Origin of the sequence: Mycobacterium dioxanotrophicus (assembly GCF_002157835.1) — a bacterium.
Taxonomy (GTDB): Bacteria; Actinomycetota; Actinomycetes; order Mycobacteriales; family Mycobacteriaceae; genus Mycobacterium; species Mycobacterium dioxanotrophicus.
The window spans coordinates 494,269-514,806 of record NZ_CP020809.1 but is presented as its reverse complement, the minus strand read 5'-3'; the positions used below and the strand labels follow the sequence as shown (position 1 = coordinate 514,806).

Genomic DNA, 20,538 nt, shown 5'->3' with positions numbered 1-20,538 from the left:
AGGCACACCAACTGAGAGGCCGCTGTGGATGCGTCAGTGCGGCGGCCCCAGGTACGGGAACACCTGCAGCGTGTCGGTGTGCGGGCTCAGGCCCGAGGGCGGGCAGTCGCCCTTGGTCAGCGACGCCAGCCGGTAGTCGATGACGTCGTCGGTGAACACCCGCCCGTTCGGATACCTGGCCGGCTTCGACGGGTCGAACGTCAACATGTCGGGCAGGATGCCCTCGGCGTCGATGGCGGCGACCGCCTCGTCGTCCGAGTAGCCACCGGTGTGCCCCAGCAGGTGGACGAACTGGGCCATCCAGCGCTCCCGGTCATGGATCGGCACGCTGGCGTTGTACTCCAGCTTGGTGTCGTCGGTGTTGAAGAAGCTGCTCACCGACGGATGCCCGGCCCGGTCCACGTGCTGCAGCTCGCCGTCGACGCGCACGCTGCACCGACCCCAGATCCGGATGTCCGGGTTCGCTCCTAGCTGCTCGGTGGGCAACTCCAGGACCATCGAACACACATTGGCCTCGGTGTTGGAATCCACTCCCGTCCAAGGGTATTGGCCGCTGAGGTGCAGTGCGGTGAAGTTGCGGCCGCCGCGGATGTCGAACAGGTTCTTGATGCCGTCGAAGTCGAAGAAGAAGGCGTCGCTGCGCGCACCCGCGAAGAACGTGTAGGCATCCGTGCGGGCGATCACCGGTTCGCGCCCGAACGACACCTCGACGCCTCCGAAGATACGCTCCCCCACGGCCTCGGGCGATTCCGCGTCGTCACCGGAGGCCAGGTACACGTCCACGGTCTGGCGGCCGTCGACAGGCTCGGAGAACACGTAGCTGAACGCGATGTCATTGCGCAGGTCGCTGTTGTTGTCGATGGCCAGGCGGTAGATGGCGTCCGGGTGCAGGAAGTCGGCCTGGGGATTGGCGTTGAGGATCAGCACCGTGCGTGCCGGGTCCGCCGGTGACTGGAACGCATACAGATCGCACAGATCGAGTCGCTGATCGCCCAGCGGTGGCCCGAGGCTCAGCCCGGTGAAGTGGTTCGACATGGTGCCATCCAACCGCTATACCCGTGCGTAGACCACCCGAGTGCCCAAAACGATGTCCTGCAACGACCTTCGCCGTGCGTCGACGGCGACCCACAGCAGGCCGACGGGGAACAGCACATAGGCCACCGCTCGCAGCAGCGCCACCACCGGCCCGAGTCGCTCAGACCGCCGGCTGACCACCCGAAGCCCCATGACGACCGCGCCTGCCGTGCAACCCGACACCGCCCAGCAGCCCGCCAGGTACAGGATCGACACGACGAACATCACCAGCGACGAGAAGATCGCCGACAGGGTCGGCAGGCTGAATGTGGTGGGGCCGAACATCAATCGCGTCAGGATCAGGCCGACGTACAGCGCCGAAAGCACGATGCCGACGACGGCAAGGTCGATGACCGCGGCCACACCCCGGCTCACGATTCCGGCCGGGCGGGTGCCCTGACTCACGACTGGTCCCGGTCGCGGCCCAGTAACCGGTCGACGAAGCCGGACACCATGTCGTCGGCCCGCTCGCCCTGGCTGCGGACGTCGGTCATCACCTCGGCGGTCACGGAGTCGGTCGACTTGCGGATGATGGTCGGCAGGTCGATACCGTCGACCACCTCATTGGCCAGGCCGACCAGGTCGACGCGTTGGCGCACCAATTCGTTGAGGTCGAGTTCGTCCAGGACCATGTCGACGACCTGCACGGCGACGGCGGTCACGACGGCTTTCACCGGTTCGACGCCTGCGGCGATCACGCGCTCGCCGCGTGCGGACAGATCCCCGCGCACCTGCTTGAGCAGACCACCCAGCACGGGCAGTCGCTCGGCGCCGCGATAGACCGCGACCACGCCGCCGACAGCGGTTGCTGCCACGCCCGCGGCAACCGTCACCGCGGGATGCTCCTCGAGGCCTGACACGGTTCGAATGGTAACCGCGCAGTGGTTGGCCGAACTTGGGATCGGTAAGTGAGCGGGTGCACTCTACTGACGACCATGACGACACGATCCACGCTCATCGCGACAGCAGCAGCATTCGCCACCGTGTGCGTCGTCTCCCCCGCGGTCGCCGCGGCCGATACGCGGGTGCACCTGCAGACCCCGTCCGGCAACATCCGTTGCGTGCTTGACATCTCGTCCGCCACCGACGCGCCGGTGGCTCTCTGCCAGATCAGCGACCACACCTATGTCGCGGGGCCGGCGCGGGACGAGATCACCGGGGCGGCCTGCCCGTCCGGTAATGCGGGTCGCGACTTCCGGCTCGACACGGGCCGCCCCGGATTCCTCCGGTGCTCGTATGCCGCGCTCGACGGCGGCGCCGGTGGGTGGGAGACGGCCGACGACGGTCAGTCCACCTCTTTGGGCCCGATCACCTGTGTCAGTGAAGTCGCGCGCATGACGTGCACCGACACCGACAGCGGACACTTCTTCCGGGTGTCACGCGAGAGTTATCAGCTGGGCTGACCGGGCTCTCGGCAGGTTGATGGTGAACGTGGTCTGCCCGGGGACACTGTGCACAGAGACAGTTCCCTTGTGGGACTTGACAAGCGAGGAGACGATCGCCAGACCGAGACCTGTGCTGCCAGCGCGGCGGGACCGCGACGAGTCACCACGGGTGAAGCGTTCGAAGATCTCGGGCAGGTGGTGTTCGGGGATTCCGGGTCCGTTGTCGGTGACGGTCAGCACCGCCATCGCACCGCCGGGACACGTCAGCGTGGTGTTGACGTGGGTGCCCGGCGGGGTGTGAATCCTGGCGTTGGTCAGGAGATTGGCGAGCACCTGATGCAGCCGCAGGCTCTCCCCGGAGACGATGACGGGCTCGTCGGGCACGTTGACCGACCACTGGTGATCCGGTCCGGTGACCCGCGCATCCATGACGATGTCAGCGGTGAGCACACACAAGTCGACGTCGCTGCACTCCAGTGGGCGTCCGGCATCCAGCCGCGCCAACAACAACATGTCCCCGACGAGTTGCGTCATGCGCTTGGCTTCCGCGTCGACGCGTCCGATGGCGTACGCCAGGTCCTCCGGCAGCGTGGAAGGCGCACGCAGAGCGACCAATTCGGTGTAGCCGCCGATGCACGCCAGCGGTGTGCGGAGTTCATGACTGGCATCGGCGACGAACTGCCGTACGCGCATCTCGCTGGTATGCCGGGACGACAACGCATCTGCTATACGGTCCAGCATCTGGTCGAACGCCATGGCGAGCTGACCGACTTCGGTGTACGGGGACTGCGGCCCGGTGCCGACAAGCACTGTCGGGAAACGCACTTCACCTCGGTCGAGCTCAAGCTGCGCGATGCGTCGGGCCGCGAGGGCGACACGCGACAGCGGGGCGAACTGCCTGCGGATGACGACCACACCGGCCACCGTCGCCACGATCAAGGCCACCGCTGCGACACCCCAGAAGATGCCCATCAACGACACCAACGTCTGGTTCACGCCGTCGCGCGACAGACCGGCCACCACCAGGTTGCCGTCGGAAGCGCGGGTGGCGATCAGTTCGTATTCGCCGACACCGTCGAGGAATTTGCGCACCGGATGGCTGGTGGGCACATCGACGAGCTGACTTGCGGAATCCGCCGACAACTCGTTTCGCGAACCGTCGGTGGTGATGACCGCGGCCTCGGTGATACCACCTCCGACGACGACCGCGCCGACGGTGCCCGTCGATTGTCCAGGCGCGTCGAGGAATACCGGACCCGGTCCGGCGATGTGGACGCCCGGTGGCGGACCGAGGTCATAGAACGTCACCGAGCGTGAGGCCGCGTCGCGCACCTGGTTGTCGAGCTGGCACAGCAGGAATCGTTCTGTCGCCAGCAGGGTTCCCGCGCCGACGACCGCACACACGCAGGCCAGCAGCACCACCAGCACCACCACCAGCCGGGCCTGCAGCGACCAGGTACGCGGGCTGCGGACCCGGGCCAACAGCGGAAGGTCAGCGCGGCGGTTTGAGGACATAGCCGACTCCCCGGACGGTACGGATCAAGGGGGTGCGTCCCGCGTCGATCTTGCGGCGCAGGTAGGAGATGTACAGTTCGACGACGTTGGACCGCCCGTCGTCGTCATGATTCCAGACCCGTTGCAGGATCTGAGCTTTGGTCAGCACCCGGTGCGGGTTGCGCATCATGAACCGGAGCAGTTCGAATTCGGTTGCGGTCAATTGGATCTCGTCGTCACTGCGGGTCACCTCATGACTGTCCTCGTCGAGGATCAGGTCGGCGACGATCAGCCGGGCGTCGCCGGTGTCCGCCGCCACGCCACTGCGGCGCATGAGCGCACGCAACCGCAGCACCAACTCCTCGACGCTGAACGGTTTGGTCACATAGTCGTCGCCACCAGCCGCGAGCCCCGCGATGCGGTCCTCCAGCGCCTCCTTGGCCGTCAGCAGCAGCAACGGCAGGTCCGGACGCGTGCCGCGCAGCTTCTGCAGCACGTCAAGGCCGGACATGTCGGGCAGCATGACGTCGAGGACAACCACGTCGGGTGGGTCCTGCTGGGCCAGCCGGATCGCGGTGGCGCCGTCGCCGGCCGTCGTCACCTTCCAGCCTTCGTAGCGCAGCGCCATCGAGACCAGTTCAGCGAGCCCGGGCTCGTCGTCGACCACCAGGACGCGGATCGAACTACCGTCGGCACGCGTCATCACGGATCTGGCCGCTACGGAAGTCTGCACCATCCGATCGTCGTGGCACCTGTTAGCCGTCGCCTGTGGGGTCGATGTGCGCGAGCTATGGATTTGTTGCGGGGGGCGTGCGGTGCGCTGACCCGCACCGCACGCCCGACTGCACCCGTCAGCGTCCGGGACCGGGCGGGCCAGGTTGCGGTGCGGGAGGTCCGGGTTGGCACGGCTGCAACGGTGGGCACGGAGCCGGGGCGGGCCCGGGTGCTCCTGGGCCCGGCGGCGGTGGCGGCGGATCCGCGCTGGCGACTCCGGCACCAAAGCCCAACGCCGCCAACGACAAGCCGGCGGCGACCGCGAACGTTCCCATCAGGCTACGTGTGACAATGCTCGACAATCATCTCTCCCTTCATGACGAAATGTTCATTGCGGGAACGACGTTAGCGACGGACGTTATCCGAGTTCTGGCAAAAGAATATGCGTGAGCTATGTATCCTTTTCTGCGCGAGCAGACGCAAAAGTCCGCGACACGCCGCGTTTGGCGAACTTTCACGCCTGCTCGCGCAGGTTAACGGGCCAGATGCTGCAACGCGAGCTGCGCTGCGTTGGCGCCACACATGCCGTGCGCGCCCGGTCCGGGTGGCGTCGCCGCCGAGCAGACGTACATCCCGGGAACGCCAATCCGATAGGGCTGCAACGTCGTCCGTGGTCCGAACACCAGCTGCCGGATGTCCTTGGCACCCGTGCAGATATCGCCACCGACGTAGTTGGGGTTGTAGACCGACATCTCGGTGGTGGTGCGGACAGCCATCCCGACGACACGGTCCCGAAAGCCCGGCGCGAACCGTTCGAACTGGGCGATGACGGACTCGGTGGCGTCGCCGGTATATCCCTGCGGCACATGGGCATAGGAGTAGATGGGGTTGATGTCGCCGACCGATCGCTGCGGGTCGGCCAGATACTGCTGGCCCACCAGGACGAACGGTCGCTGCGGCATGCGCCCGGCGTGGATGTCCCGCTCGGTGCCCGCGATTTCGTCGAAGCTCCCACCCAGGTGCACGGTGCCGGCCTTGCCGACCTGGGGATTGCGCCACGGTACCGGGCCCTGCACGGCGAAATCCACCTTGAACGCGCCCGGACCGTACCGGAACCTGTTGAACTGCTTGGCGACTCGACGCGGCAGTCGGTCGCCGAGGATCTCGGCGATGGCCGTTGGCGCGAGATCGAACATGGTGATGTCGGCGGCGGGCAGCTGCGCAGCCGAGGTCACCCGGACCCCGGTCTGCACCTTGCCGCCGAGATCGGCGAGCACTGCGGCCAGCGCATCGGTGATCGACTGCGAGCCGCCCGCGGCCACCGGCCAGCCGTGCCGATGGCCTGCGGTGATGATGCCAAGGCCGATCGCCGAGGTCAGCGGGCGGTGCAGCGGCTGAAAGGTGTGTGCCGCAACGCCTCCGAACAGTGCCCTGGCCTGCGGGGTGCGGAACAGCCGGCTCAGCGCCGAAGCGGGCAGGACTGTCGGCGCCCCGAACCGGGCCAGCGCGATCGGGTGTTTGGGCACCCGCAGCAACGGGCCCATGATGTCCTGAGCGAGCGTGTCGAAGCGGGCCGACGGGCCGCCGAACAACGCCTTCCAGCGGCTGCCGTCGGCGCCCAGCCCGGCGGCGGTGTCCTCGACGCTGCGCCACAGCAGGCCCGCGCCACCGTCGTCCAGCGGGTGGGCGCAGTCGATTTCGGGCAGGCGCCACTCGACCGGCAGGTCCAGCCCGGACAGGAATGCCGAGCCGACGGCCATCGGGTGGATCGCGGCGCAATGGTCATGTATCAAGCCGGGCACGATCCCCTCGCCCGACCGCACGCCGCCGCCGATCTCGTCCTTGGCCTCCAACACCGTGACGTCGACGCCGCGGGCCGCCAGGGTGATGGCGGCCGCGAGCCCGTTGGGCCCGCTACCGACCACGACTGCGGTAGTCATGCCTGCACCCCGGCCCGGCGCCACGTCACGTTCAGCGGGATCGGGCCGTTGGGCAGCCACGGCTGCTCCTCGACCAAATCCGCGACGTTCCAGGTGCCTCGCTCGATGACTCCGAGGGCCGCGTCGATCACCTTGTACTCCTGGGTCTTCTTGTGGATCGGCTGCGACTCGACCCACGCGATCACGAACTCCCCGGGCTCGAACTGCGCTTCGCTCTGGATGGCCCGGATCAGATCCTCATTGTGCAGGTGCCCGTCACCGAAGTTGAACCCGATGATGGTGTTGCAAGACATCTCGCCTTCCCGCACGGTGCGGATGTCGATGTCGGGCAGGTTCTTCAGCAGCACCGAATACAGGCCGCGGCCCTGGCTGTGCATGGCCCGCCACGCCGTCACCTGCTGGGTGAACACCTCGGCGGCCACCGGGTCCCAGCCGAAGTTGATGTACTGGTCCACCGTGTTGGGCGCGGACCGGGTCACGCGGTTGAGCTTCTGTTCGGCGCCCGGGGTGAACGTCCACACCGCCGACGCCCAGTTGCCCGCGTACTGCCGCATGGCCGGCAGGAAGGACACCAGGTCGGGGCGCAGGTTGCCCAGGACCGGGAAGAAGCACAACCCGATGAGCAGCGCGATGGTGAGCCACGGTGAGGACATGTCCCAGATTGCATACCCGTTCCAGTTCGGGAAACCCACGAACAGGAACACGGTGACGTAGGCGAACAGCACGTTCCATTCCACCGGCACCGCGAGCGGGAACGTCGAGATGATGAACAGGTGGAAGCACACCATGACGGCGGCGGCGCAGAACGTCAGCCACGGCCACGGTGACAGCAGCAGCGCCAGCGGGGCGACGATCTCGACGAAGCTGCCGGGGCCGTGCGCCATGAACGTGGACAGGTGCGACGGGCGCAGATCGTGCGGGAAGTTGCGGTAGTGCGCACGTTTGAGCCACGTGAACGGAAGCGTCGGGCTGTTGCTCACCATGGGCGGGATGACGTTGGTGAAATGCAGGCCGAACTTCGAGATGCCTGCCCAGATCCACACCGTGCCGATCAGCAGCTTGCCCGCGATGATCATGTCGACGAACGGCAGCGTGGTGAAGAACAGCAGCGCAGGCAGATACTGTTCACCGCGGGCGGCCAGGAAGATCGTCTTGTCCCGCAGCCCGATCAGCACCAGCAGCACCATCGGTACGATCAGCAGGGCCGGACTGACCAATCCGGATGTGTTGTCCGGCAGCACTTTCGACAGTGAGGCCGTGGGCACGCCGGGCGCCACCAGCGCCACCGCCACGCTGATGATCAGCGCCAGGTAGACGGTGACGTCGAACCACGTGCGGCGATCACCGTCGGTGAACGGCACCGCTTTCCACGGCCGCAGCCGAATCGTGTTGACCTTGGCCCAGAATCGGTAGCCACCGGTCATCGGCTTGGTCTTGCCGGCCAGCGGGCCCCACGATCCGGCCAGCCCGATGAGCTCGAGCAGGATGGTCCACAGGATGACCTTCTGGTACATGATCGGTTGGTTCCACCAGGCCGACACGTGCCAGAACGCAGGCAGATGCGATGTGGCAGTGGCGATCACGACGCCGCCGAGGGCGTAGAAGAACACCAGCTTGACGATGTAGAGGACATGGATCATGCGGGGCACACCGAGACCGTGATCGGCCCACTTGGTGGTCATGATGCGGATGCGCTCCATCAGCGGCCGGCGCAGAAAGTCTTCCAGGTCGACGTCGGGCAGGGTTGGCGTGACGAATCCCACGATGAGCTCCTTCGCTGGGTCAGGTTAGTTTTGCGGGGCAGCGGCGGTGAGGGTTTTGCGCAGTGACGGCTTGTCGATCTTGCCGACGGGATTTTTGGGCAGCTCGTCGAGCATCGTGATCGACACCGGCAGTTTGTATTTCGAGAGGGACACGCGCAGGTGTGCGGCGATGTCGTCGGCACTGACGCCGGCCCCGGTGTGCAGTGAGGCGAACAGCACCGGCTCCTCGCCGTACAGTGCGCTGGCCCGCCCGACGACGGCGGCCTCGGCGATGCCGGGGAGCTGATAGACGACGGTCTCGATCTCCTTGGGGTAGATGTTTTCTCCACCGCGGATGATCATGTCCTTGGCCCGGTCGACCAGCACCAGGTAGCCGTCCTCGTCGAAACGGCCGACGTCGCCGGTGTACAGCCAGCCGTCGATGACGGTCTTGGCGGTCTCCTCCGGCCGGTTCCGGTAGCCCCGCATCACGTTCGGGCCCTTGATCACCACTTCGCCGACCTCGCCGTGCGGCAGCGTCGCACCCGACGCGTCGACGACACGAATCTCCTGCCCCGGCAACGGGATTCCGACGGTCCCCGGCTTGCGCCTGCCGTGCAGCGGGTTACCGGTGCTGGCGCACGAGCCCTCGGAGAGCCCGTAGCCCTCGATGAGCCCGATACCGAAGCGGCGTTCGAAGCGCTCCAGCAGTTCGACGCTGGCCGGGGCCGCGCCGCACACCGCGAACCGCACCGAGCTGGTGTCGGGCGTCACCTCGGCCGGCAGGCCGGCGAGCATGGTGTAGATGGTGGGCACCGCGGAGAAGTAGGTGGCCCGGCTGGCCTCGACGCGGTCGAAGAACGTGGTGGGGTTGAATCGTCCGGCGATGGTGGCCCGGCCACCCGCGATGAGCGGTGACAGGATGCTCACCACGATGCCGTTGACGTGAAAGAGCGGCAGGACCAGCAGGCTGTGGTCGGCCGGGGTCAGCTCGAAGCCCTCGATCACCATGGCGCACATGGCATTGACGTTGCCGTGATCGAGCATCACGCCTTTGGGCCTGCCCGTGGTGCCGCTGGTGTAGATCAGCAGCGCCAGCGCGTCGGCGGGGTTGTCGACCGGGTCTGCGTCGTCGGGTTCGCCGGTGAGGTCGTCCACGTGCAGCACCGGGATCTCGGCCTCGACGTCGCGGTCGGCAATCAGCACGACCGAACCGGCGTCGTCGGCCTGGTAGGCCACCTCCGCGGGCACCAGAGTGGGGCTGATCGGGGTGACGGCCGCCCCGAGCCGCCACGCTGCGAACAGCACGACGACGAATTCGGTACGGTTGGGCAGCATCTGGGCCACCACGCTGCCGGGGCCGACACCGTGGGCCCGCAGGGTTGCGGCGGCGCGGCGGACCGCGTCGAGAAACGCGGTGTTGTCCAGGTCGAGGTGGTCGTCGGCGACGGCGGGAGCGTGCGGCGCGGCGGCGGCACGCAGGTCGGGCAGCAGGGCGAGATTCATGTCATGACAGTAGAAATTTGTGGTCCCCACCACACCGTCGTGCGCCGATGAACTTGATTTGCCGGTTTGTTGTCCGGAAACAAATCCGCGTTCTACGGTCTAGGCATGAATCCGGCGGTCAGCGAGGCCACCGCACTCGTGATGACCCGGCTGATAAAACGCCAGGCCGAGGTCGCCCGCGCCGTCCAACGGCACCTGGCCAGCGATATCGCCGATCTGCGGGGCGACCCCGAGATCCTGGAACTGCTGGCGTCGAGCGTCGAGGGCAACGTCGACACCATCTTCCACGCGTTGCGTCACAACATATCGCTGGAGAACATCGAGGCACCGACCGCAGCGCTGGAGTACGCCCGGCGCATCGCCCAGCGCGGGGTGCCGATGAACGCATTGGTCCGCGCCTACCGACTGGGCCACGGCATGGTGCTCGACGTCGCGGCCGAGGAGATCAGCCGGGCCGGGCTGGACCCGGAGACCGGCTTTGCGGTGTTCGAACGGATGACCACGGTGACCTTCCGGTACATCGACTGGATCACCCAGCAAGTGGTGGTGGTCTACGAGGATGAACGCGATCGGTGGCTGACCAACCGCAACAGTGCCCGCGCGCTGCGGGTGCGGGAGGTGCTGGCCACCGATGCGGGCGCGCCGGATGCGTTGACCACCGCGCTCGGCTATCCCATGCGGCGCACGCATCTGGCGGTGGTGTTGTGGTGCCCGTCCGAGTCCGGTTCTGAGGACGGCCTGGCCCGCCTGGAGCAGTTCCTCCGCGAAGTCGCCGAAGCTGTTGGTGCGCAGGGCGATCCGTTGTTCGTCGCGGCCGACCGTACCACCGGCTGGGGGTGGATTCCCTTGTCCCCCAACACCGCAGCTGCTGTGGCCGGCAACGTCAAGCAGTTCGTCGCCGCGCATTCGACCGCGCCGCGGATCGCGCTGGGCACCCCGCTGCCCGGCGTCGACGGCTTCCGGCGCTCGCACCGGCAGGCCCGGCGCGCCCAGGATGTGGCGATCGCGGGCGACACCGACGGAGTCACAGCAGCCGGCGATCCCGGGCTCGCGGCCGCGGCCCTGCTCGGGGGCAACCTGGACGAGGCCCGCGACTGGGTCGCCGACGTGCTCGGGCCGCTGGGCTGCGACACCGACAACGACGCCCGGCTGCGCGACACGCTGCGGGTGTTCCTGCGGCACGGCAACAGCTACAAGTCCGCGGCCGAGGAACTCAACCTGCACTTCAACTCCGTCAAGTATCGCGTGCTGCGCGCGGAAGACCGCCGCGGGCGCCCGATCGGCGACGACCGGCTCGACGTGGAACTCGCTCTGCTGCTGTGCCATTGGTACGGCACGGCCGTGCTAACCCCGGGCTGACCGGGTCACCGTCACCGGGATCCCGTTGAGCGCCCCGTTGCCCGACGGCTCGTCGAGAAAGTCCGGCGGTGAGAGCACATTCGTGTTCACCCCCGGCGACGCGTTGGCCACCGACAGCTGCGTGCCGGGCACACCATGACCCCACCCGTGCGGCATCGACACCACGCCCGGCTTGATGGCGTCGGTGATCTCGACCGGCACCTCGATGCTGCCGCCGGCCGAGGTGACCGTCACGATGTCGCCGTCGGCGACCCCGTTGGCGTCGGCATCGGCGGGGTGGACCAGCAGCGTGCAGCGGTCCTTGCCCTTCATCAAGGCAGGCACGTTGTGCAGCCACGAGTTACACGAGCGCAGATGGCGCCGACTGACCAGCACCAGGTCGGCCGGGTCACGCCGCAGCCGCTCGGCGAGCCGGGGCAGGTCGTCGATCAGGTACTGCGGCGCCAGCCGCACCTTGCCCTCCGGCGTCGACACCACATCGGTCAGCCGTGACTGCATCGGCCCGAAGTTGATGCCGTTGGGCTGTGCCTTGAGCTGCTCGAGCGTGATACCGCCGGGGTTCTCGCCGTAACGGTCACCGAACGGTCCGGTACGCAGGGTCAGGTCGAGAATCCGTTCCGGACCGCCCTTTTCGTAATGCGTGCGGATCTCGGCGCCGTCGAGACCCTGCGTGAAGCACAGGTAGTCGAACCAGCCGTCGTCGATCGCGGTGACGTCGACGTCCTCGGCCGGGGTGCCCGTGCACAGGCCCGTCAAGCGGATCATGATCTCCCACTCCTCGGGACGATCCGGATCCTCGGGGGCGAACACCGGCGGTGAGTAGTTCGCGAAACTGTTGACCGCGTTGTTGAGCAGCAGATCGTCGTGGTGTGGCTGCTCGAACGGCGACAGCCCCGGCAGGATGACGTGCGCGTGGCGCGTGGTCTCGTTGAGCGCGTTGTCGATGCAGATCATGGCATCGAGGCCGGCGAGGGCCTCGCCGAGCTTGTGTCCGGCCGGGGTCGACAGCACCGGATTGCCCGCGACGGTGATCAGGGCCCGCACCTGGCCTTCACCGGGGGTGGCGATCTCTTCTGCCAGGCACGACACCGGGGCTTGTCCCAGAACCTCTTTGGCGCCGCGAACCCGGGTGCGCCACCGGCCGAACTCGGGCTTGCCGCCTTCCAGACCCGGCTGGGGTTGCACCGTCAGTGACCACGCCGCGGCCTGCGGGAACATGCTGCCGCCGCGGGTGTCGAAATGCCCGGTGAGGATGTTCACCACGTCGACGAGCCAACTGGCGAGGCTGCCGAATTCCTGGTTGCACGTGCCGATCCGGCCGTACACCACGGCCCGTTCGGTGCCGGACAGTTCGCGGGCCAGTTCGCGGATGCGCTCGGCGTCGATGCCGGTGGCGGCTGCGACGCGCTCAGGAGCCCACTGGGCGGCGATGGCGCCGACCGTCTGGACGCCGTCCACATACGGTTCGGTGTGCCCCAGCGTGACAAGGCCTTCCGCGAACAACGTGTGCACGACGCCCAGCAGAAGGGCCGCGTCGGTGCCCGGAGTGATGGCGAGCCATTCGTCGGCCTTGGCAGCGGTCGCGGTACGCACCGGGTCGATGACAATCACCTTGCCGCGCTGCCGGATTCGCGCAATGGCGCCCATGACGTCAGGGGCGCTGAGGACCGAACCCTGCGAGGCTGCCGGGTTGGCGCCCATCACCACCAGCAGGTCGGTGTGCTCGATGTCGGGCACCGGGAAACTCCACCAGCCGCCGTACATCAGGTGCGACGTCAGGTTTTTGGGCCACTGGTCGACAGTGCCCGACGAGTAACTGGTCGGGATACCCGAAAGCCCTAGCAGGACACCGATGTAGCGACCCAGCGAAAACGTGTGCGCACTCGGGTTGCCGATGTAGCTCGACACCGCGCCGATGCCGTACTGCTGGATGACGGGGGCCAACAATTCGGTGCACCGGCGAAATGCGGTGTCCCAGTCGACTTCCCGCCACTGCCCGGCCACCTTGATCATGGGTCTGCGGATGCGGTCCGGATCGTCGTGCAGGGCCGCCAGTGAGGCACCCTTGGGACAGATGTGTCCGCGACTCCAGACGTCGTTGCGGTTGCCCCGGATGTGCGCGACCCGGCCGTTCTCGACGTGAATTTCGAGGCCGCACATCGCCTCACACAGTGGACAGGTACGCAGGTGCAGGCCGTCTTCGCCGATGGCAGCCAGCGGCAGGGACACTCCAGCGGTCATCAGCCCACGCTAATGACAAATTTGACGTTTCGGACCGCATTGGCCCGCTCAGCGGGACGCCGTTCGGTGGGGCACGTTCGGTGGCCGCCAACCCTGCCGAACAGTCCCCCGCAAGCGGGAGGCTGGGGAACCTAGATGGGCAGCAATCCGTGCTTGCGCTGCACGCGGCCGTGCTTCTGCTTGTCGCGCAACAGGTGCAGCGATTTGCGCAGCAGCAACCGGGTCTCGTGCGGCTGGATGACCGCGTCGATGAACCCACGCTCGGCGGCGATCCACGGCGTGGCCATGTTCTCGTTGTAGCCCTGGATGAAGTCCGCGCGGATCTTCTGCACCTCGGGTGCGGTGGGGTCCGGGAAACGCTTCACGAGCAGCTGCGCGGCACCCTCGGCACCGATCACCGCGATACGTGCGGTCGGCCAGGCGAAGTTCAGGTCGGCCGAGAGCTGCTTGGAACCCATCACCGCGTAGGCGCCGCCGTAGGACTTGCGGATGGTGATGGTCACCTTCGGCACGTCGGCCTCCACGACGGCGTTGAGGAACCGGCCGCCGCGCTTGATGATGCCGCCCTTCTCCTGCTCGACGCCAGGCAGGAAGCCCGGGGTGTCGACCACGAAAACCAAAGGCAGGTTGTAGGAGTCGCAGAACCGGATGAACCCGGCCGCCTTGTCCGACGCCTCGTTGTCGATGGCGCCGGACATGTGCATCGGCTGGTTGGCGATGACGCCGACCGGATGCCCGTCGACGCGTGCGAACGCGGTGATCATCGCCTGCCCACGCTGCGCGGCCACGTCGAACACGTCACCGTCGTCGAAGATCCGCAGCAGGATCTCGTGCATGTCGTAGGCCGTGTTGTCGGCATCCGGCACGATGGCGTCGAGCTCGAGATCGTGCGGCGTGACCTCGGGCTCCATGCCCGGGTTGATGATCGGCGGATCGTCAAAAGTGTTGGCGGGCAAGAAGCTCAGGTAGTCCCGCACGTACTGGAACGCCGCGGCCTCGTCCTCGACCACCTGGTGGATGTTGCCGTAGCGGGCCTGCGCGTCGGCGCCGCCCAGCTCGTCGAGCGTCACATCCTCACCGGTGACGTCCTTGATGACGTCCGGGCCGGTGACGAACATGTAGCCCTGATCGCGCACCGCGACCACCAGATCGGTCTGGATCGGCGAATACACCGCACCACCGGCACACTTGCCGAGAATGATCGAGATCTCGGGGACCATGCCGCGCAGCAGCTCGTGGCGACGGCCGAGTTCGGCGTACCAGGCCAGCGAGGTCACGGCGTCCTGGATGCGGGCGCCACCGGAGTCGTTGATGCCGATCATCGGGCAGCCGACCATGGCCACCCACTCCATCAGCCGGGCCACCTTGCGGCCGAACATCTCACCGACCGTGCCCTGGAACACCGTCTGGTCGTGGCTGAACACACCCACCGGGCGGCCGTTGATGGTGCCGTGACCGGTCACCACGCCGTCGCCGAACAACGCGTTCGGGTCACCCGGTGTCTTGCACAGCGCACCGATCTCCAGGAAGCTGCCCGGGTCGAGCAGCGCATGGATGCGCGCACGGGCACTTGGGATGCCCTTCTTCTCTCGCTTGGCGATGGCCTTCTCGCCGCCGGGTTCCTTGGCGACCTCGAGCTTCTCGCGGAGGTCGGCCAGCAGCTCAGCGGTGGTCCTCGGTGGGTGGACGGGTGATGTTTCGGTCGTCACTTGCTCTCGCTCTCAGCTTCGATACGGTTGAGCGCCTCGCTCATGTGAGCACCCACTTTCGCAATGTACGGCTCATCGATGGCCTGGATGTGCTCGCCCCCGATGGGCACGACCTCGAGATCCTTGGCGAACTCGCCCCAGCCGCCGTCGGGCTTGCGGGTCGCGTACGCGGGCTCGAAGACGATCGCGTCATCGTGGTAGCGGTCGGCCATGTACAGCGTGACGTGCCCGTCGTACGGCTGGATCTCGATGGTGTCCAGCGCGCGGTTGTCCAGGTAGGACGTGCGCTGGTGCTCGATGATCCCGCCCGGGATCTGCACGCCGCTCTGTGCGACGACGTCCAGCACGAACTTCACCTGGCCCTCGTCGTCGAGCTTCTCGAGCTCCTCGTAGGGAATCTCGGGAACCTCCACGTTGAAGGTGCGCTCGGCGAACCGGGCGTAGCGGTCCCACCGGGCCCGCATCCCCGCCTGGCTCTGGTCGATGGGCTCACCGGGCCGCACGCAGTCGATCAGCCCGACGTAGCGAACATCGGCACCGGCTTGCTTGAGCCCGATGGCACACGCGTAGGCCAGGGCCCCGCCCAGCGACCAGCCCGCCAGCACGAACGGGCCCTTGTGCATCTCCAGCAGCTTGGGCACGTACTCGGCCGCGCGCTCTTCGATGGAACCCTCGACCCGTTCGAACCCGTAGATCGGGGTGTCGGCGGGCAGCCGCTTCATCAGCGGTTCGTAGACCACCGTGGAACCACCGGCCGGGTGGAACACGAACAAAGGTACGTGCGACGAGCCTTCCTTCGGAGCCCGCAAGGTGCGGACGAAACCGTCCACCACACCTTCCTCGAGCTGGTCGCGCACGATCGTGGACAGCGCCTCGATGGTCGTGGCCGTCTTGACGTCCTCGACGGTGATGGTGCCCTCGGCGCGTTCGGACAGCCGCTCGGCCACCTTGGTCGCCGTCGCATCGTCGATTGCGGGCAGCTCGTTGAAAATGCCGCCCGGTGACTTGCCGGTGACGATCGCCCACGTCGCGAACGTGACCCGTTCCGCGGCGTCGCGCGGCGGCACATCGGCACCGAGCGCCTCGGTCACGGCTTCCTGCGTGAGCACCTTGGCTGCCGCCGCGGCCGCGGTGGCCTTGGAAGGACCAGCAGGTCCGGCAGGGCCCGACGGATCCGTGGGCGGCGGCGGCACAGCCGGTCCGCTCGGATCGGTGGGCGGCGCGGGGACGTCCACGCTCGCCTCGGCCAACTTGGCTTCGAGCTCGGCAACCGTCGACGCCCCACCCAGCAGCTCGGACTGCTCCGCGGCGATCTCCTCGGCCGTCTTGCCCTTCTGGGACTCGGCGATCTGATCGACCTCGTCGCGGTGCTCGATCGCGTACTTGATGAGCTCCTCGACGTTGTACAGGTTGGCGTCGCGCACCGCGGTCAGCTGGATGGGCGGCAGGTCGAAGTCGTACTCGACGCGGTTCTTGATCCGCACCGCCATCAGCGAGTCGAGACCCAGCTCGATCAGCGGCACCTCCCACGGGAGATCCTCGGGCTCGTAACCCATTGCGGCGCCGACGATCGTGCCGAGACGTTGCGCGACGGTCTCACCGGACTCCGGCGACCACTTCTCGAAGCCGGCGCCCATGCCGGCGCCCTTGGTGAGATTGTCGGAAAGAATCTCCGCATCGTCCTCGGGCTCCGGCTCGGCCACGGCCGGCGCGGCCGAAACCTGCTCGGCCACAACACCGGTGCCCACGGCGGTCGGCAACGCGGTCGCGGCACCACCGCGGGTGACGATGGCGTCGTAGACCAACGTGAAGGACTCGTCGATCCTGGCGTGCACCTGCACCGAGGCACCCCCCGGATGCCGGGTCAGCGTGGTGACCAGCCGCGATCCCTCACCGGGCACCGCGCGCTGCTCGGATGCCGTCAGCTTGGCATCCGGAAGCACCTGTGCGGCAGCGGCTTTCACCAGAGCGGCCAGGTCGATGGCGCCCTTGGGCACGAACTCCCACACGTGCTTGCCGTCGGGGGTCGCGACATGGTTGCCGGGCATGACCGCCGAGCTGTCACCGGTGAAGTGCGCGTCGAGCCAGTGCTGCTTGCGCTTGAACCGGGTCGGCGGGATGTCGGCGAAGTCCAGTGCCCCGGCCAGACCGCTGGACTTGCGCGGGAACAGCGTCCGGATGTCCAGATCGTGCCCGTGCACGAACAGGTGCGCCATGGCCGTGACCATCGACGCGACCTCGTCCTGCTTGCGGGCGAGCGTCGGGATCAACTGGGCGTCATGAAGCCCGGCGGTAGCCGTCGTCAGACCAACCTGCATGAGCGCCACCGGATTCGGTGCGAGCTCCAGGAACGTGGTGTGCCCGTTGTCGACCGCGTTGCGGATGCCGTGGGTGAAGTAGACGCTGTGCCGCAGCCCCTTCTTCCAGTACTCCACGTCGTGGATCGGCTCGGCGCCGGCCCGGATGAACTTGCCCTCGTGCACGGTCGAGAAGTAACCCGTGGCGAGCGGATGGGGTTCGATGCCCTGGATCTCGGCAGAGAGCTCACCGAGCAGCGGGTCCATCTGCTGAGTGTGGCTGGCGCCCTTGGTCTGCAGCTTGCGGGCGAACTTGCCCTCGGCTTCGGCCCGGGCGATGATCGCGTCGATCTGCTCCGGCGGACCGCCGATGACGGTCTGGGTCGGGGCGGCGTAGACGCACACCTCGAGGCCCGGGAAGTCGGCGAAAACCGTCTTGATCTCGTCGGCCGAATACTCGACCAGCGCCATCAGCCGGATGTACTCACCGAACAGCATGGCCTCGCCCTCACCCATCAGGTGCGCGCGCGAGCAGATGGTCCTGGTGGCATCGGCCAGCGACAGACCGCCGGAGAAGTACGCGGCGGCCGCTTCACCGAGCGACTGTCCCACCACCGCACCAGGTTTGGCGCCGTGGGACTTGAGGAACTCACCGAGCGCGATCTGAATGGCGAAGATCACCGTCTGGACCACTTCGATGGGGTATTCGCAGGTCTCGTTGGTGTAGTCGATCGCGTCGTCGAGGATCAGCTCGACGACCGAATATCCACGCTCATCCTGGATGTGCGCGTCGACCTTGTTGATCCACTCGGCGAAGACCGGTTCCCGCAGGTACAGCTCTTTGCCCATCTTGCGGTGCTGGGCACCGAAGCCGGCCAGCACCCACACCGGCCCGTTGGTGACCGGGCCGTCGGCGGTGATCACGCTCGGATGCTGCTTGCCCTCGGCCACCGCGCGCAGGCCCTTGACGGCCTCGTCGTGGTCGTGCGCGAGAACGATTGCGCGGGACCGGCCGTGGTTGCGCCGGGACAGCGAGCGGCCGATCGATTCCAGCGACGACGCCCGGCCCTGCTCGCTGTCGATCCAATCCGCCAGCTCGGCCGCGGCGGCCTTCTTGCGCGACGTCAGGAACGCCGAGATCGCCAGCGGGACAAGCCTCTTGGTGGGCTCGGCAGCCTCTGCGGCGGCCAGCTCCTCGCGTGCTTTCTCGATCAGGCGCTTGGCCTCGTCGGTCAGGCCGGGCAGCTCGTGTGTGGCCTCGTCGTACGCCGGGTACTCATCGGCCCCGGATTCATCGTCGTGAACGAACTCGCCGTACTCGTCCATCCGGACACCACCCACGTAGACCGCGTTGGCATCGTCGGAGGCCGACTTGTCCTCGACGGCTTCAGGTTCCGGCTCGGGCTCGACGAGATCCGACGGCAGCACCTCACGCAGCACCAGGTGGGCGTTGGCGCCACCGAAGCCGAAGCCCGACACACCGGTGATGGCGTGCCCGCTGTAGCGGGGCCAGTCCGAGACGGTGTCGTTGACCTTGAGGTGTTCTTTGTCGAAGTCGATGTAGGGGTTCGGGCCCGCGTAGTTGATGGACGGCGGGATCTTGTCGTTGGCCAGCGCCAGCGTCATCTTGGCCAGGCTCGCCGCGCCGGCCGCCGACTCCAGGTGTCCCACATTGGATTTCACCGCGCCCAGCAGGGCGGGCTTGTCGGCGTCGCGGCCGCGGCCGACCACGCGGCCCAGCGCATCGGCCTCGATGGGGTCACCGAGGATGGTGCCGGTGCCGTGCGCCTCGATGTAGTCGACGGTCCGCGGGTTGACCCCGGCATCCTTGTACGCCTTGCGCAGCACCGCTTCCTGCGCATCGGGGTTCGGGGCGAGCAGGCCGTTGGAGCGCCCGTCGTGGTTGATGGCACTACCGGCGATGACCGCCAGGATGTGGTCGCCGTCGCGACGCGCGTCGGACACCCGCTTGAGCACGAGCATGCCGCCGCCCTCGGAGCGGGCGTAGCCGTCGGCGTCCGAGGAGAACGACTTGATGCGGCCGTCGGAGGCCAGCACGCCGCCGACCTCGTCGAATCCGACCGTCACCAGCGGGGTGATCAGCGCGTTGACGCCGCCCACCACCGCGACGTCGGCCTCACCCGACCGCAGCGCCTGCACACCGTGGTGCGCGGCAACCAACGAGCTCGAGCACGCGGTGTCCACCGCGACCGAGGGGCCGCGGAAATCGTAGAAGTACGAAACCCGGTTGGCGATGATGGAACTCGCCGTTCCGGTGATGGCGTATGGGTGCGCGACCGACGGATCGCTCATGGCCAGGAAGCTGTAGTCGTTGGTCGAACTGCCGATGTACACCCCGACGCTCGTGCCACGCAGGCTCGACGCAGGAATCCTGGCGTGCTCCAACGCTTCCCACGTGAGCTCCAGCGCCATGCGCTGCTGCGGGTCGATGTTGTCGGCTTCCATCTTCGACAGCGCGAAGAATTCGGAGTCGAAACCCTTGATGTCCTTGAGGTATCCGCCCCGGGTGCGGGCCTTGGCGACGCGCTCGGCGATGCGCGGCTCGCCGAGGAACTCTTCCCACCGGCCCTCGGGCAGATCGGTGATGGCGTCGCGGCCCTCCAGCAGCGCGGTCCACATCTCGTCGGGGGTGTTCATGTCCCCCGGGAAACGGGTCGCGACACCGACAATGGCGATGTCCTCGACGTCGCGGTCGCGCGACCAGTCCTCGTCGCCGGTGTCCTCCGGTTCGGGCTCACCTTCGATGATCACGGTCGCCAGCGACTCGATGGTCGGGTGGCGGAACAGCACCGTGGCCGTCAGGGTGACGCCGGTGAGATCCTCGATGTCGCTCGCCATCGCGACCGCGTCCCGCGAGGACAGGCCGAGCTCGATCAGCGGCGTGGTCTCGTCGATGGCGTCGGCCGACTGCCCCGTGGCCGTGGCGACGGCCTTGCGCAGCCATTCGCGCATTTCCGCGACGGTCATGTCAGGGCGCGACGCCGGCTGGCCGGCAGACTCGGTGCGGGCTGGAAGATTCGAATCGTTCTGTGTTTCATCCATTTTCAAGTCACCTT

General features: G+C 67.4%; 13 protein-coding genes. 2 read left to right on the top strand and 11 right to left on the bottom strand.

Features of this window, described 5'->3' with window-relative positions:
- Positions 1-33 precede the first annotated feature (33 nt).
- Genes BTO20_RS02335 through BTO20_RS02325 form a run of 3 tightly spaced genes read right to left on the bottom strand, consistent with a single transcriptional unit; the run spans position 34 to position 1,934 of the window.
- Positions 34-1,035 (bottom strand): DUF4331 family protein, encoded by a 1,002-nt coding sequence (locus BTO20_RS02335; RefSeq protein WP_087073037.1) that lies wholly within the window; start codon positions 1,033-1,035, stop codon positions 34-36.
- A gap of 15 nt (positions 1,036-1,050) precedes the next feature.
- Positions 1,051-1,479 carry an RDD family protein gene (locus BTO20_RS02330; RefSeq protein ID WP_087073035.1) on the bottom strand — a complete coding sequence of 143 codons (429 nt, stop codon included), beginning with the start codon at positions 1,477-1,479 and terminating at the stop codon, positions 1,051-1,053.
- Entirely contained in the window at positions 1,476-1,934 is a 459-nt protein-coding gene (locus BTO20_RS02325; RefSeq protein WP_232491015.1) for a hypothetical protein, read from the bottom strand. Before BTO20_RS02325 ends, BTO20_RS02330 begins: the two co-directional genes overlap by 4 nt.
- A 75-nt stretch (positions 1,935-2,009) precedes the next feature.
- Here BTO20_RS02325 and BTO20_RS02320 point away from each other — a divergent pair, with 75 nt between their 5' ends.
- The gene (locus tag BTO20_RS02320; RefSeq protein ID WP_087073033.1) at positions 2,010-2,477 is read left to right on the top strand and encodes a hypothetical protein; all 468 of its coding nucleotides are present in this window, start codon (positions 2,010-2,012) and stop codon (positions 2,475-2,477) included.
- Here the strand turns inward: BTO20_RS02320 and BTO20_RS02315 are convergent.
- The 5 genes from BTO20_RS02315 to BTO20_RS02290 form a co-directional block, all read right to left on the bottom strand.
- Positions 2,451-3,974 (bottom strand): sensor histidine kinase, encoded by a 1,524-nt coding sequence (locus tag BTO20_RS02315; protein ID WP_087073031.1) that lies wholly within the window; start codon positions 3,972-3,974, stop codon positions 2,451-2,453. The genes BTO20_RS02320 and BTO20_RS02315 overlap by 27 nt on opposite strands.
- Entirely contained in the window at positions 3,952-4,689 is a 738-nt protein-coding gene (locus tag BTO20_RS02310) for a response regulator transcription factor (RefSeq protein WP_269770321.1), read from the bottom strand. Before BTO20_RS02310 ends, BTO20_RS02315 begins: the two co-directional genes overlap by 23 nt.
- Positions 4,690-5,200: 511 nt before the next feature.
- A complete protein-coding gene (locus tag BTO20_RS02300) occupies positions 5,201-6,607 on the bottom strand; it encodes a phytoene desaturase family protein (protein ID WP_087081497.1) in 1,407 nt (468 codons plus the stop codon).
- A complete protein-coding gene (locus BTO20_RS02295) occupies positions 6,604-8,370 on the bottom strand; it encodes a DUF3556 domain-containing protein (RefSeq protein ID WP_087073025.1) in 1,767 nt (588 codons plus the stop codon). The genes BTO20_RS02300 and BTO20_RS02295 overlap by 4 nt, the downstream gene beginning before the upstream one ends.
- 24 nt (positions 8,371-8,394) lie before the next feature.
- The gene (locus tag BTO20_RS02290; RefSeq protein ID WP_087073023.1) at positions 8,395-9,855 is read right to left on the bottom strand and encodes a class I adenylate-forming enzyme family protein; all 1,461 of its coding nucleotides are present in this window, start codon (positions 9,853-9,855) and stop codon (positions 8,395-8,397) included.
- A gap of 105 nt (positions 9,856-9,960) precedes the next feature.
- Here BTO20_RS02290 and BTO20_RS02285 point away from each other — a divergent pair, with 105 nt between their 5' ends.
- Positions 9,961-11,214, top strand: coding sequence for a PucR family transcriptional regulator (locus BTO20_RS02285; RefSeq protein ID WP_087073021.1), 1,254 nt, complete (start codon positions 9,961-9,963; stop codon positions 11,212-11,214).
- Here the strand turns inward: BTO20_RS02285 and BTO20_RS02280 are convergent.
- The 3 genes from BTO20_RS02280 to pks13 all read right to left on the bottom strand — a co-directional run bounded on the left by BTO20_RS02280 (position 11,200) and on the right by pks13 (position 20,524).
- Positions 11,200-13,455, bottom strand: coding sequence for a molybdopterin-dependent oxidoreductase (locus tag BTO20_RS02280; RefSeq protein WP_087073019.1), 2,256 nt, complete (start codon positions 13,453-13,455; stop codon positions 11,200-11,202). The two genes, BTO20_RS02285 and BTO20_RS02280, sit on opposite strands and share 15 nt — an antisense overlap.
- 131 nt (positions 13,456-13,586) lie before the next feature.
- A complete protein-coding gene (locus tag BTO20_RS02275) occupies positions 13,587-15,164 on the bottom strand; it encodes an acyl-CoA carboxylase subunit beta (RefSeq protein ID WP_087073017.1) in 1,578 nt (525 codons plus the stop codon).
- The gene (pks13, locus tag BTO20_RS02270) at positions 15,161-20,524 is read right to left on the bottom strand and encodes a polyketide synthase Pks13 (protein WP_198344226.1); all 5,364 of its coding nucleotides are present in this window, start codon (positions 20,522-20,524) and stop codon (positions 15,161-15,163) included. Before pks13 ends, BTO20_RS02275 begins: the two co-directional genes overlap by 4 nt.
- Positions 20,525-20,538: the final 14 nt, after the last annotated feature.

What these genes read in the sequence shown, in the direction of transcription:
- pks13 (WP_198344226.1), bottom strand. Translation starts at nt 20,524, where the DNA reads ATGGATGAAACACAGAACGATTCGAATCTTCCAGCCCGCACCGAGTCT.
- BTO20_RS02290 (WP_087073023.1), bottom strand. Translation starts at nt 9,855, where the DNA reads ATGAATCTCGCCCTGCTGCCCGACCTGCGTGCCGCCGCCGCGCCGCAC.
- BTO20_RS02335 (WP_087073037.1), bottom strand. Translation starts at nt 1,035, where the DNA reads ATGTCGAACCACTTCACCGGGCTGAGCCTCGGGCCACCGCTGGGCGAT.
- BTO20_RS02315 (WP_087073031.1), bottom strand. Translation starts at nt 3,974, where the DNA reads ATGTCCTCAAACCGCCGCGCTGACCTTCCGCTGTTGGCCCGGGTCCGC.
- BTO20_RS02280 (WP_087073019.1), bottom strand. Translation starts at nt 13,455, where the DNA reads ATGACCGCTGGAGTGTCCCTGCCGCTGGCTGCCATCGGCGAAGACGGC.
- BTO20_RS02285 (WP_087073021.1), top strand. Translation starts at nt 9,961, where the DNA reads ATGAATCCGGCGGTCAGCGAGGCCACCGCACTCGTGATGACCCGGCTG.
- BTO20_RS02300 (WP_087081497.1), bottom strand. Translation starts at nt 6,607, where the DNA reads ATGACTACCGCAGTCGTGGTCGGTAGCGGGCCCAACGGGCTCGCGGCC.
- BTO20_RS02320 (WP_087073033.1), top strand. Translation starts at nt 2,010, where the DNA reads ATGACGACACGATCCACGCTCATCGCGACAGCAGCAGCATTCGCCACC.
- BTO20_RS02310 (WP_269770321.1), bottom strand. Translation starts at nt 4,689, where the DNA reads ATGGTGCAGACTTCCGTAGCGGCCAGATCCGTGATGACGCGTGCCGAC.